The 12,007-nt window shown below is 62.4% G+C and carries 14 protein-coding genes; 7 read left to right on the forward strand and 7 right to left on the reverse strand.

What is annotated here, in order from left to right:
• The first annotated feature begins 224 nt into the window (after positions 1-224).
• A complete protein-coding gene (locus tag Y707_RS0100390; protein WP_026533651.1) occupies positions 225-1,343 on the forward strand; it encodes a GTP pyrophosphokinase in 1,119 nt (372 codons plus the stop codon).
• 89 nt (positions 1,344-1,432) lie between these two features.
• On the opposite strand, the gene Y707_RS0100395 is transcribed toward Y707_RS0100390, so the two are convergent.
• The 5 genes from Y707_RS0100395 to Y707_RS0100415 all read right to left on the reverse strand — a co-directional run bounded on the left by Y707_RS0100395 (position 1,433) and on the right by Y707_RS0100415 (position 5,292).
• Positions 1,433-2,053, reverse strand: coding sequence for a TetR/AcrR family transcriptional regulator (locus Y707_RS0100395; RefSeq protein WP_026533652.1), 621 nt, complete (start codon positions 2,051-2,053; stop codon positions 1,433-1,435).
• Between the two features lie 35 nt (positions 2,054-2,088).
• Positions 2,089-3,408: a phenylacetate--CoA ligase PaaK gene (paaK, locus tag Y707_RS0100400; RefSeq protein WP_026533653.1), complete on the reverse strand. Its 1,320-nt coding sequence runs from the start codon at positions 3,406-3,408 to the stop codon at positions 2,089-2,091.
• A 12-nt stretch (positions 3,409-3,420) separates the two neighbouring features.
• The gene (gene paaI, locus Y707_RS0100405) at positions 3,421-3,885 is read right to left on the reverse strand and encodes a hydroxyphenylacetyl-CoA thioesterase PaaI (protein WP_035779703.1); all 465 of its coding nucleotides are present in this window, start codon (positions 3,883-3,885) and stop codon (positions 3,421-3,423) included.
• 110 nt (positions 3,886-3,995) lie between these two features.
• Positions 3,996-4,700, reverse strand: coding sequence for a PspA/IM30 family protein (locus Y707_RS0100410; RefSeq protein ID WP_026533655.1), 705 nt, complete (start codon positions 4,698-4,700; stop codon positions 3,996-3,998).
• Between the two features lie 10 nt (positions 4,701-4,710).
• The gene (locus Y707_RS0100415) at positions 4,711-5,292 is read right to left on the reverse strand and encodes a hypothetical protein (RefSeq protein ID WP_026533656.1); all 582 of its coding nucleotides are present in this window, start codon (positions 5,290-5,292) and stop codon (positions 4,711-4,713) included.
• 212 nt (positions 5,293-5,504) lie between these two features.
• Between Y707_RS0100415 and paaA the strand changes: the two genes are divergently transcribed.
• The 6 genes from paaA (at position 5,505) to Y707_RS0100445 (ending at position 10,463) form a co-directional block, all read left to right on the forward strand.
• The gene (paaA, locus tag Y707_RS0100420) at positions 5,505-6,518 is read left to right on the forward strand and encodes a 1,2-phenylacetyl-CoA epoxidase subunit PaaA (RefSeq protein ID WP_026533657.1); all 1,014 of its coding nucleotides are present in this window, start codon (positions 5,505-5,507) and stop codon (positions 6,516-6,518) included.
• Complete coding sequence (gene paaB, locus Y707_RS0100425; protein ID WP_081744520.1) at positions 6,515-6,871, forward strand: 1,2-phenylacetyl-CoA epoxidase subunit PaaB; 357 nt, start codon at positions 6,515-6,517, stop codon at positions 6,869-6,871. Before paaA ends, paaB begins: the two co-directional genes overlap by 4 nt.
• Positions 6,868-7,695, forward strand: coding sequence for a 1,2-phenylacetyl-CoA epoxidase subunit PaaC (paaC, locus tag Y707_RS0100430; protein WP_026533659.1), 828 nt, complete (start codon positions 6,868-6,870; stop codon positions 7,693-7,695). The genes paaB and paaC overlap by 4 nt, the downstream gene beginning before the upstream one ends.
• Positions 7,696-7,701: 6 nt before the next feature.
• A complete protein-coding gene (paaD, locus tag Y707_RS0100435; protein WP_026533660.1) occupies positions 7,702-8,229 on the forward strand; it encodes a 1,2-phenylacetyl-CoA epoxidase subunit PaaD in 528 nt (175 codons plus the stop codon).
• 14 nt (positions 8,230-8,243) lie between these two features.
• On the forward strand, positions 8,244-9,464 hold the full coding sequence (gene paaE / locus Y707_RS0100440) for a 1,2-phenylacetyl-CoA epoxidase subunit PaaE (RefSeq protein ID WP_026533661.1): 1,221 nt from the start codon (positions 8,244-8,246) through the stop codon (positions 9,462-9,464).
• Between the two features lie 231 nt (positions 9,465-9,695).
• Entirely contained in the window at positions 9,696-10,463 is a 768-nt protein-coding gene (locus Y707_RS0100445; protein ID WP_026533662.1) for an enoyl-CoA hydratase/isomerase family protein, read from the forward strand.
• Positions 10,464-10,502: 39 nt separating this feature from the next.
• Here the strand turns inward: Y707_RS0100445 and Y707_RS0100450 are convergent, their stop codons facing one another.
• Both Y707_RS0100450 and Y707_RS0100455 read right to left on the reverse strand, forming a co-directional pair.
• On the reverse strand, positions 10,503-11,057 hold the full coding sequence (locus tag Y707_RS0100450) for a mycothiol transferase (protein WP_026533663.1): 555 nt from the start codon (positions 11,055-11,057) through the stop codon (positions 10,503-10,505).
• Positions 11,058-11,077: 20 nt separating this feature from the next.
• Entirely contained in the window at positions 11,078-11,746 is a 669-nt protein-coding gene (locus Y707_RS0100455; RefSeq protein ID WP_216699177.1) for a DUF899 family protein, read from the reverse strand.
• Between the last annotated feature and the right edge of the window lie 261 nt (positions 11,747-12,007).

Here is a 12,007-nt window from a genome sequence, read left to right on the forward strand (position 1 = left end):
ACTATTAATTGATGACGCTTCCAATGGTGTTGCAACTCCCGAATTAAGGGGCCGTTGCAACGACCGCTAGAACTCGTCCGAAACGTGCATGCAATGCAATCACTCAGGCGAACAGACAACCCGGCAGGCTGCCGTAACGGGTCTTTTGGCACCGGGATTTTCATTCCGGGTGGCTCACCCATTCACTGACAGTTAGGGTGAAGCAAGCGATATGAGGAGGATGTGTGGCCAGCAACTGGGATGATCTGGATGATCGATTGCGTCCGGCGGTTCAGGCGTACGTGAGCGAGTACGAACGTGTCCGGCCGCAGCTCGAGGATGTCACCCGCGAGATGGAAACCCTTATCCGGCGTATGTTCGAAGACGCAGAAGTGCAACCGCTGTTCATTACCAGTCGCACCAAAACGGTCGATTCCTTCCGGGAGAAGGCGTCGCGAATGGTCGGCAGGGTGGAGCCGGGTGGAATTCCAACGCTGGAGTTCCCCGATCCGTTGAAGAACCTGACCGATATGGTCGGCGTCCGCATCATCACCACGTTGTCGACGCAGAATGGACCGGCAGCCAACCTGATCAAACGGCATCGAAGCATTTTCGACTGCCGGGGCGACCGCGAGAAAGACATCGGCAGCATCGAGTCGGGAACGTACGGCTACTCCAGCCGGCATTTGATACTGCGGACCATCCAGAACGACGTCGTCAGGCAGTACCAGAAGGCGTTGGACCCGCAGTCCAAGCCCAACGGAAGCTACTTCTTCGAATGCCAGATCCGGACCGTCTTTGCCCACGCCTGGTCCGAGATCGAACACGATATCCGGTTCAAAGCGGAGGATCCACGGGCCTGGACTCCATACTTCGACCGCCAGTTCACCGCCACTGCTGCGATGTTGGAGACTGTTGAGTCCACCTTCTCGGAATTGAGCGACCGCTATGAGACGGTCAAGGGTTTTTGGGACGAAGACGGTGAGGGGGCGGTTCCACTGTCGCCGGACCGGATCAAGGAAGTCTGGCAGATGCTGCTGCCGCACGTGGACCGCAAGGCCGACGACGACTGGGGCTGGGCGGCCAAACTGTTGACTGCTCACGGTCTCGACAAGACCGTCCTGCTGGTCGATCTGCTGCAGTCGGACGCCATCAGCGCGGTTCGCAAATCCCTGCAGCACCGTTACTCGCCGGGACCGGACCGGCTGCTGGATGACTTGCTGCTGTGGCGGTTCGGTACGGCCCACATCGACCAAACGGCGGAGGCGGCGGACGCTGAATCCACACCCCGACGCGACAGTCTGCGCCGTAGGCTCGCCCAGATGGAGCGCTACCGTCAGTTGGCGGAGCAGAATCCGGAATAGCGCCACGCCGCGATTGCCGCCGCCCAGACGTGGCCGGGCGGCCAGTACGGAGACCGCAGTGTTAGTGAAACCGTACGGAGACCGGAGCGTTAGTGAATGCGTGCCGCAGCGGGCAGGTGCAGGCCGTCGAAGACCATGGTGATGACGTCGTCGGCCAGCTTTTCCGGACTGAGCGGACCGCCGGGCTTGTACCACTCGACGATAGAGTTGATCGTGCCGAACAGCAGCCTCGTCGTCGTACGCGGGTCAATGTCACTGCGGACCGATCCCTCGTTGCGGGCGGCGTCCACCAGCCCGGCAATGGTGTGGTCGAATGCCCGGCGTCGTTCCATCGCATCGCGCTCGACTTCGGTGTTCCCGCGCAGCCGCAGCAACAGGGTAACGAAGGGCAGCCGCTCGGTCAGCACGCCGACCGTGCGCCGGAGCACGAACTCCAGCCGGTCGTCTGCCCGGCCCGAGGAAGCGCCAGGCTCCGCAAGGATATCCTCCAGACCGCTAAGCGCATGATTCAACGCCAGCCGCAGCAGATCGCCCTTGGAGGGCACGTGGTGGTAGATAGCTGACTTGCTGATCCCCAGATTCTCCGCGAGCACGCCCATTGAGGTCGCCTCGTAACCGTGCTTGTTGAAAACGTCGACGGCGATGCGCAGCACGGTGGCCTGGTCGTAACCCGGCCGGCCGCGTTTGGGAGCACTTTGGGTGGCGGGCATGGAGGCAAGTCTGCCATCTACCGACATCGAAACCTCTACTGTTCTTTATTGCGCAGGTCGTAGATCCGGCGGATCTTCCCGCTCGAGCGTGCCAGCGTTCCTGGATCGGCAATGTCGATACGGGCGCTGGAGCCGATGTGGATCTTGATCTGCTCGCCCAGCTCCCTACCTGCCGCGACGCATTCCTCCGCGGTGAACTCCTCACGGCGTTCAATCTTGACGGTCAGCTCATCCATCCGGTCCGGCCGGGTGATCTCGAGCTGGAAGTGCGGGCTCAGCTGCGGAATGCGCAAGGCGATTTCTTCGACCTGGGTCGGGAACAGGTTCACGCCGCGCAGGATGATCATGTCGTCGCTGCGGCCGGTGATCCGACCCATCCGGCGCATGCCGGGCCGTGCCGTACCGGGCAGCAGCCGGGTCAGGTCATGGGTGCGGTAGCGGATGATCGGCAGCGCTTCCTTGGTCAGCGAGGTGAAGACCAGCTCACCATGCTCACCGTCACCCAGGATATCGTCACTGAACGGGTCGATGATCTCGGGGCGGAAGTGGTCCTCCCAAATGTGCGAACCGTCCTTGGTTTCGAAGGATTCACCCGCAACGCCCGGGCCCATAACTTCACTGAGCCCGTAGATGTCGCAGGCGTTCAGGTTCATCTTGGTTTCGAGCTCATGCCGCATTTCTGCGGTCCAAGGCTCAGCCCCCAGCACGGCTGTCTTCAGCGAGGTCGAGGTCGGATCGACGCCGGCCTTGACCATGGCGTCGTGGATCGTCAGCAGGTAGGTGGGCGTGCACATGATGGTTTCCGGCTGGAAATCCTGGATCAGCTGGACCTGCCGCTCGGTCTGGCCGCCGGAAATTGGAATCACTGTGCAACCCAGTTTCTCCGCTCCGGCATGCGCGCCCTGCCCGCCGGTGAACAAGCCGTAGCCGTACGCGTTGTGGACCATCGTGCCGGGCTTGACGCCGGACAGCCGCATGCACCGGGCGACGAGCTTGGCCCAGTCATCAAGGTCCTGCCGGGTGTAGCCGACGACGGTGGGCCGGCCGGTGGTGCCGGAAGAAGCGTGGATGCGTGCGACCTGATCCATCGGCACCGCGAACATACCGAAGGGGTACGTCTGCCGCAGGTCTTCCTTGGTCGTGTACGGGAACTTGGCCAGATCGTCCAGTTTTTTCAGGTCCGAAGGATGGACACCGGCGTCGTCGAACTTCTTCGTGTACATCGGCACGCGGCCGTAGGCATACTGCACGGTGTGCTGCAGGCGCTTGAGCTGCAGAGCCTCAATTTCATCACGGCTCATCATCTCTTCAGGATCGAGCTGCGCCGTGCCGGTGGCGTGGGTCGTTTCTGTCATCGGGGACTCCTGCTACTGCTTGAAGGCGGGATTGGGAACGGTGCGGCTGCGGCCGCGGAACTCCGCAACCACCACGCCGTCTGCCAGGATTTGGATGTCGTAAATGCCGCTCCGGCCGGCTTGGTGGCGCTGGTGAGCGTCGGCGGTGAGCAACTGGCCGGGTTTCGCCGGTTTGAGGAAATTGATGTCGACGCCGGAAGCCACCGTGATCGTGGAGGGATCGGCGAGTTCGCCGTCGTCGTTAATGTGGTTGCAGGCCAGCGCGAATGCACTGTCGGCGAACGCGAAAAGCATTCCGCCGTGGGCGATGCCGAAACCGTTGAGCATCTCCTCGCGGAGCGTCATCTGGATGGTGGCGTGGCCGGCGGAAAGCTCGACGACCTCGATGCCCATCCAATCGGAAGCCGGGTCGTTGGCCAGAATCGGGTGCACAGGCACCGTCGCGGCAGTCGAGTGCGCGGTGTTCAAACCGGGCATGTGGTACCCCTCACGTGAATTACTGAATGGTCATTAGGTAATCCTGTCGAGGGCGTCACTGTCAAGCTGTGAAATGCCTGGTCCCGTTGGTGGGGACACCTTCCACTCCTCTAACGGCCGGGGGAGGAGCCACCAGCGGGTTGGGGCGGTTCCTCCGTCTCCTTTAGCCTCGCCAGTTGACTCTCGACGTCGGAGGCGGCCTCCAGTTCCTGGAATTCGCTTTCGAAATCGCTGAAACCGGGGTTGGTCCCGGTGATCTCTTCCTTCGCGGCATCCAGGTGGCGGGTCCGCCGGTCTTCACGTTCCGCGGTGCGCGCTGCGTCCGCGGCCTCGGATGCCGCCTGGGTCGACGCCGCTACCGCCCGCTGCATTGAACCGGTGGCTTCGGACACGCCATGCCGTGCCGTTAGGTGATGGTAGTGCAATTGCTGGTCGGCAACCCGGGAAGCTATACGGTCGAGATCGTCCTGCAGCCGGCCAAGCTGCCCGCCGGCGTCGTGCCTTTGAGCGGTCAGTTGCTCGAGCCGCTGCTTCGTGGACAGGCTGCTGCGCAGGGCATGCCGGGCGGCGTCGTCATCACCTGCTGCCACCGCTTCTTCCGCCTGCCTGTTCAGGTCCTCAAGTTCCGCCTTTGCCTCGCTGCACAGCACCTCCAGTTTCCGGTGCGTGGCAGCCAGATCCGCCGTGCTGCGGCGAGCCTTCTCATAGGCCTCAAGCTGGCGGCGGTGCGCATCTTCGACCGTCTGCATGCTTGATGGCTGGTCGTCGGCGCGCTTGGCCCGGATGAGACGCCCGATTCGCCCGCGGATCGACATGGTTCGTTCCCTAACCCGCCGTTGTCGGATTTCCTGGTTTGGAGCTGTATGAGTCGCGCCAGGCATTCAGCCCCTCCAGCTCCAGCCGCAAATGTGCCTCGGCGTTCAGGGTGGCACTGCTGCCGACATCGTCGCCGAGTTGCAGCAACGTCTGACGCAATTGCGCCGACAATCCAGTCAGTGTGTCTGTCTGCTGGCGGAACCGGACAGCATGGGACGCCCTCACATGCCGGTCGGGTTCCTGCTCGGCAATCCGGATGTTGTTCTGGAGGGAGAGGTGCGCTCTGTTTAGATCTGCTGCCACTGCCGGCAGATCACCGACGGGGTGTCCTGCGGAACGTGCCGCGGCCAGGAAACGGTCCGTGGCCTGCACGGAGCGGTACAGTTCAAGGCGAAGCCTGGCCAGCCGCCGGACGCCGGTGTCGCTGGACAAGCTGCGTGCGGCCATCAGGCCGTTCTCCCTGGTCCGGTGAATGATGCCTGAGCGCCGCACCTTCCTGACGACAACCCAAGCGGTAAACCCGAGGGTGAGGGCCGAGACCAGAAGGAGCAGTCCTCCAATCAGGAGGAGTTGCAATAGGAATTCCATCATGGCTGAGCCACCCTTCGTCGGACGTATCAGGGAGTATATATCCAGTGTGCACCGGAATCGTCGGCGATTCCAGAGATCGCCGGGCACAGCCTGTCCCGGTGACGTCTGTGACTACTTGCACTTCGGAATAGCCCAATATATCCTGAACGAACGGTCAGTAAATCACCGCGGCACTCAAACGCGTCGCGGATTCCACATTGAGGTGATCACCGATGGCAACCCCAAGCTCAGGTCTTTCCGCTGTGAAAGACATCCCCGTGCCCGACGAGGCAGCCGAGGCAGGCCAGGCGCACTTTGACCAGATCATGGCCGACGATTCCCGGATCGAACCCCGCGACTGGATGCCGGAGAAGTACCGGAAGTCGCTGGTGCGCCAGATTGGACAGCACGCGCACTCCGAAATCATCGGCATGCAGCCGGAGGCGAACTGGATCACCCGCGCCCCGTCGCTGAAACGCAAATCCATCCTGATGGCGAAGGTCCAGGACGAGGCGGGCCATGGACTCTACCTTTACTCCGCCGCTGAGAGCCTCGGTACGTCACGCGACACCATGATGGATCAGCTGATCACCGGCAAAGCCCGCTACTCCTCTATCTTCAACTACCCCGCCGTCACCTGGGCAGACATGGGAGCGATTGGCTGGCTGGTCGATGGTGCCGCCATCGTCAACCAGGTTCCGCTGTGCCGCGCATCCTACGGCCCCTACGGCCGCGCAATGGTACGCGTCTGCAAGGAAGAGTCGTTCCACCAGCGGCAGGGATTCGAAATCCTGCTGGAGCTGGCCAACGGAACCGAGGCGCAGAAGCAGATGGCGCAGGACGCCGTCGACCGCTGGTACGCACCGTCACTGATGATGTTCGGCCCGCCGGATTCCGATTCACCGAACTCGCAGCAGTCCATGCAGTGGAACATCAAGCGTTTTACCAATGACGAGCTGCGCCAGCGCTTCGTCGACATGCTGGCTGAGCAGGTCAAGGTCCTCGGCCTGACGCTGCCGGATCCGGACCTGAAGTGGAACGAAGAGCGCGGCCACTATGACTTCGGCGAACTCGACTGGGATGAATTCAAGGAAGTCCTCGCCGGCCGCGGCCCTTGCAACTCGCAGCGGATGGAACGCCGCCGCGAAGCCCACGAAGAAGGCACCTGGGTCCGCGAAGCAGCCGTCGCCTACGCGCGCAAAACCGCAGCCAAGCGGGCAGAACAAGAAGCAGGAGCAGCATCATGACCGGTGGATCCACAACCGGCGACGACGGCGCACGTCCAGTCGATACCGAAGCCGTGGACGGGAATCCGGACAGCGCGCCCTGGCCCCTGTGGGAGGTTTTCGTCCGTTCATCCCGCGGCCTGTCGCATGTGCACGCAGGTTCATTGCATGCTCCCGACGCCGGCATGGCGGTCCGCAACGCACGTGACCTTTACACCCGGCGCAATGAAGGTGTCTCCGTCTGGGTTGTCCCATCCAACGCCATCACGGCCACCGACCCGGACGCCAAAGGCGCGTACTTCGAGTCGGCCGCCGGCAAGGACTACCGGCACGCTACCTATTACACGAAGAGTGAAGGGGTGAAGCACCTGTGAGTGGTGAGAGCGCAACCCGCATTTCCACCGGCGAGGCACTGACCGCGGAGGACATTGCTGCAGCCAACGACGCCGGCACCCGGGCCAGCGACGACGTCGCCCAATACGCGCTCCGGCTTGGCGACGACTCATTGATCCTCGCCCAGCGGCTCGGCTGGTGGATCTCGCGCGCCCCTGAACTTGAAGAGGATGTGGCGCTGGGCAATATCGGTCTGGACCTCATCGGCCACGCACGGTCGTTCCTGACCTACGCCGGCGGCGCCTGGGGCAAAACCGAGGACGACCTGGCGTACTTCCGGAGCGAGACGGAGTTCCGCAGCGCGCACATTTTCGAGCAGCCGAACGGCGACTTCGCCCGGACCATAGCCCGCCAGCTCGTCGTCTCCTACTTCCAGTATGAGCTCTACAGCCGGCTGGTGGACTCGACTGATGAGACCCTCGCCGCGATTGCAGCGAAGGCTGTCAAGGAAGTGGCTTACCATCGCGATCACAGCGTCCAGTGGGTGCTCCGGCTGGCCCTCGGCACGGAGGAATCACGCCGCCGGATGATCGCCGGTATCAAACTGACCTGGCCCTACGTGGAGGAGCTGTTCCAGGACGACGAGCTGATCGAAAAGCCCGGCGGGGCCGCGGTTCGCCCATCTGAACTTCGCGAACCGTTCGACGCGCTGATCGCCGAAGTGTTTGCCGAAGCTGAACTCGACATTCCGGATGTCCCCAGCTCGCTAGGCGGCGGTCGGCAGGGCCGGCACTCCGAACACCTTGGCTACATCCTCGCCGAAATGCAGGTGCTGGCCAGGGAACACCCGGGCGCATCCTGGTAGGCAGCCATGACTGAAACGACAACAGCCACCCGTCCGGCGGATGCAGCGGCGGCAAGGGCATGGGACATCGCAGCGACCGTGTGCGATCCGGAAATCCCGGTGCTGACCATCGAGGACCTGGGTATCCTGCGTGAAACCAAGGTCGACGACGACGGCGCCGGCACCCAAGCCGTGCAGGTCACCATCACCCCGACCTACTCGGGCTGCCCCGCGATGGACGCCATCCGCGACGACGTCATCAGAGCGCTCGCCTCCAAGGGGTATCAGCGGGTCGACGTAAAGATGACACTATCGCCGGCGTGGACCACCGACTGGATGACCGATGCCGGCAAGGCCAAGCTCGAGGAGTACGGCATCGCCGCGCCGACGGGCAAAGCCGCGGCGGGACCGGTCAAGGTGGGCATCAGCGTGAAATGCCCGCAGTGCAGCTCGCTCAATACACGTGAGCTGACCCGGTTTGGCTCCACCTCGTGCAAGGCGCTCTATGTTTGCCGGGACTGCAAGGAACCTTTCGACTACTTCAAGGTGCTCTAACTGTGACGAATGAAATGACAGACCCGGCGGAAGCACCAACCGACGGATCCATAGATACGCAGAGCGGTTCCGGCAACGACGACGGCGCTGCCGGGAAACGCCGTCGGGCAGTCTTCCATACACTCACCGTTGCCGAGGTCCGCCGCCTGACGGCAGACGCCATCGAGGTCACTTTCGCGGTGCCCGAAGACCTTGTCGATCAGTACGATTACGTGCCGGGCCAGTACGTGGCGTTACGCACCAGCCTGGAAGGCCAGGAAGTCCGCCGCAGCTACTCCATCTGTGCCGAACCGAAGCCGGGCGAAATCCGGGTCGCGATCAAACAGGACATCGGCGGGCTGTTCTCCACCTGGGCCAACGAGAACCTTGCCGCCGGAGCGGAGCTGGACGTGATGAGCCCGCAGGGTGCCTTCATCTCCCAGCACAACATGACCGAGATCAACCACCCGGAACAGATTCCGACGGTGTCCTCCGAGCATGCCGGTGGAGCCGTTTTCGTGGCATTCGCGGCCGGGTCCGGCATTACGCCGGTAATTTCCATTGCGCGCACAGTGCTGGGCAGCAACGACACGACCCGCTTTGACCTCGTTTATGCCAACCGTGCGGCGATGGATGTGATGTTCCTGGAGGAACTGGCGGACCTGAAGGACAAGTACCCGTCCCGTTTCGCCCTGCACCATGTGCTTTCCCGCGAACAGCGCACCTCGCCGCTGATGAGCGGCCGCATTGATGCCGAAAAGCTCTCGACCATGTTCGATACTGTCATCCGCACCGAGGGCGTGGACGAATGGTTCCTCTGCGGGCCGTTCGAACTCGTGCAGCTGTGCCGGGACACCCTTGAGGCGCGTGGAGTGCCGAAGGAGAAGGTCCGTTTCGAGCTGTTCACCACCGGCCGGCCGGAGAAGCCTGAAGGCCAGCATGGCCGTCCGGTCAAGGTCGACGCCTCCGAGGACAACTACTCCATCACTTTCAACCTGGACGGTTTGTCGGGTCAGGTGGATACTCCCACGCATTCTGCGGAATCCATCCTGAACGCGGCGCTGCGGGTACGTCCGGATGTTCCTTTCGCGTGCGCCGGTGGCGTCTGCGGCACCTGCCGGGCAAAGTTGACCAGCGGTACGGTGGATATGGAAGAGAACTACGCGCTGGAGCCGGACGAGATTGAAAAGGGCTACATTCTGACCTGTCAGTCGCGGCCGACGAGCAAGGAAGTTTCGGTCGACTACGACGCCTGATTTTGGGTACATGCCTTCGGCGGCTTCCGACGGCGGCAACGAAATTCGCTCGTTCCTCACGAATATTAAAGCCGCCTTACTGAAGCCACCTTCGGCAACGTCAGCCCAGCCGCCCCACAGGATTCCACCTCCTCGCAAGTATGGGGCCGCCTCGCGGCAGCTACCTGCAGCGCGACGACTTGAGCACCTGGCCCAGCCATCAGCACCACTCGAAGGAGAGACAGCATGAGCATGATTGAACTGACGATCGAGAACGATGTGGCCGAGGTGGTGCTGAATGCGCCGCAGAGGCTGAACTCCCTGGATGAGGATGCGCTCGCCGATTTGGGCAAGGCCTACGACGACGCCGCTGAAGCTGGTGTGCGGGCGCTCCTGCTTCGTGGGGAAGGCCGGGCATTCTGCGCCGGGCGCGACATCTCGAATGTCACTCCTGCCGATGATGACGCCTACGGTTACTTGGGTGAAACCGTCACTCCGCTGCTCAAAAAGATGAGTGCCTTTCCGGCACCGACGTTTGCGTCCGCGCATGGTGCGTGTCTCGGTGTCGGGCTCGGTCTGTTGGTGGCGACCGACGTCGTCTACATTGCCGAGGACGCCAAGATCGGCTCACCCTTTGCCAATCTTGGCGCCACCCTGGACTCCGGCGGTCACTGGCTCTTCACCGAGCGGCTCGGTGCACACCGGACGCTTGACCTGATCTACACCGCCGAGCTCATTAGCGGCGCCGAGGCTGTTTCCTCCGGTCTGTTCAGCCGTGCCATGCCGGCTGACGCCGTTCTGGAGAAGACCCGATCCGCCGCGGGCAAAGTAGCCACGGGCGCGACCGGTGCCTTCAAAGCATCCAAGGAATTGGTAGCGCACATCCGGGATCAGCGCCTGGGATTGTGGACGGCCATGGAGGAAGAGAACGTGGCCCAGGGTGAGCTGTGCAAGAGCGACGACTACGCCGAAGGCTTCAAGGCCTTCCAGGAGAAGCGCAAGCCAAACTTCAAAGGCTAAGTCCTTCGGAGGGAAGCACAGCCTGTCGACAGGACGTTCTCAACCCGGCGGATCCTGTCCGACGAGCCCGTCCACAGACTCGCGGATGAGGTCGGCGTGGCCGTTGTGGCGGGCGTACTCCTCGACCATGTTGAGCAGGATATAGCGCAGACTGGGAAGGGCAATGTTGGGATTGGAAGCAATTACAGCCTGGCGTTCCAGACCGCCGTCCGTCAGCGCCTCCGCTAACAGTGCACGGGAGCGCGCCACGGCGTCACGCCATTGCACGTAGAGCTGATCCGGCGAGTCCTCGCTGGCCGAGCGCCAGTCCCAGTCGTGGTCGGTATCCCAGTCCACGGCGTTCCACGGTGGAAGTTGCGCGCTGCCATGCAGCCACTCGGTGGACATGTCGTCTTCGAAGCGGGCCAAGTGTTTGAGCATGCCGCCCAGCGTCATCGAAGAGGGGCCGTGCGTCACCCGTAGGGCAGCCTCATCCAGCCCATCGGTCTTCCAGGCGAAGGTCGCACGTTGTCGCTCCAGGAAGCCCAGCAGGGTGGTTGCCTCGTCGCCGGAAATCGGCGGCTCGGAGTTGATCTGGTCGATCTGATCGTTCATCGGGTGCCTCCTCGTGGTGTCTACCGTTCCCCGTAAAGTTCAGCGACGTCCGGAGAGTCGAGCCACCCGCTGTAGGTGGGCACCTGCGGCCATCCCTCCGGAGATTCCTGCCATTGCTCCTGCCGGCCCCACGGCAGCAAATCGATCAGCGGGAAAGTGTGGCTGACTTGCTCGACTCCGCGGCCGCTGCTGTGCCAAGTGCGGTAAACCGTGTCACCGTGTCGCAGGAATACATTCAGGGCGAAACCTCCTCCGGCAGGGGCGCCAGCGTCTGCGCCGAACTCGCTGTTGGCGGTTGAATACCACGCCATCCGGTTGCCGACCCGGCGTCGGTAGGCCAGCGCCTCGTCAACCGGTCCCTGGGTGACGATCACGAAGCGGGCGTCATAGTTATCGAAAAAATCGAGTCGGGTGAACTGCGAGGTGAAGCTGGTGCAACCTCCGCACTGCCAGATCTCGTCCGGAAACCACATGTGGTTATAGACAATGAGCTGTGATTTACCCTCAAAGAGGTCGACGAGCCGCACCGGCCCATCCTCGCCCTCCAAGGTATAGTCCGGCAGCTCAACCATCGGCAGTCTTCGTCTCTGTGCAGCGATGGCATCCAGTTCCCTGGTTGCGGCCTTCTCGCGGGCACGTAATCCATCAAGCTCACGTTGCCACGTCTCCTGATCAACGACGCGCGGCATTCCATTAGTAGTCACTTTCTATCCCTCCCAAGCTTGGGTTCGCGGACAATGAGTTTTCGTCGCCCTGTTGATACAGACGAAGCGGATGAGCGAAATTCATCGATGTCCCGGCCTCCACTGGATAAGGTCCTGCCGGTATCTATTATGAGAACCGGACGGGAAACAATCCATAGTGCGCGTTGACTCATTAAAGATGTCCGCGTAGCGGCATTCGAAGAATCATTTGAGAATGTCCGCGTAGCGGTGTGTCTGCCGGGGCGG

Source organism: Arthrobacter sp. H14 (genome assembly GCF_000520495.1).
GTDB lineage: Bacteria > Actinomycetota > Actinomycetes > Actinomycetales > Micrococcaceae > Arthrobacter_C.

What these genes read in the sequence shown, in the direction of transcription:
- Y707_RS0100395 (WP_026533652.1), bottom strand. Translation starts at nt 2,053, where the DNA reads ATGCCCGCCACCCAAAGTGCTCCCAAACGCGGCCGGCCGGGTTACGAC.
- paaK (WP_026533653.1), bottom strand. Translation starts at nt 3,408, where the DNA reads ATGACAGAAACGACCCACGCCACCGGCACGGCGCAGCTCGATCCTGAA.
- paaI (WP_035779703.1), bottom strand. Translation starts at nt 3,885, where the DNA reads ATGCCCGGTTTGAACACCGCGCACTCGACTGCCGCGACGGTGCCTGTG.
- Y707_RS0100410 (WP_026533655.1), bottom strand. Translation starts at nt 4,700, where the DNA reads ATGTCGATCCGCGGGCGAATCGGGCGTCTCATCCGGGCCAAGCGCGCC.
- Y707_RS0100415 (WP_026533656.1), bottom strand. Translation starts at nt 5,292, where the DNA reads ATGATGGAATTCCTATTGCAACTCCTCCTGATTGGAGGACTGCTCCTT.
- paaA (WP_026533657.1), top strand. Translation starts at nt 5,505, where the DNA reads ATGGCAACCCCAAGCTCAGGTCTTTCCGCTGTGAAAGACATCCCCGTG.
- paaB (WP_081744520.1), top strand. Translation starts at nt 6,515, where the DNA reads ATGACCGGTGGATCCACAACCGGCGACGACGGCGCACGTCCAGTCGAT.
- paaD (WP_026533660.1), top strand. Translation starts at nt 7,702, where the DNA reads ATGACTGAAACGACAACAGCCACCCGTCCGGCGGATGCAGCGGCGGCA.
- paaE (WP_026533661.1), top strand. Translation starts at nt 8,244, where the DNA reads ATGACAGACCCGGCGGAAGCACCAACCGACGGATCCATAGATACGCAG.
- Y707_RS0100445 (WP_026533662.1), top strand. Translation starts at nt 9,696, where the DNA reads ATGATTGAACTGACGATCGAGAACGATGTGGCCGAGGTGGTGCTGAAT.
- Y707_RS0100450 (WP_026533663.1), bottom strand. Translation starts at nt 11,057, where the DNA reads ATGAACGATCAGATCGACCAGATCAACTCCGAGCCGCCGATTTCCGGC.
- Y707_RS0100455 (WP_216699177.1), bottom strand. Translation starts at nt 11,746, where the DNA reads ATGCCGCGCGTCGTTGATCAGGAGACGTGGCAACGTGAGCTTGATGGA.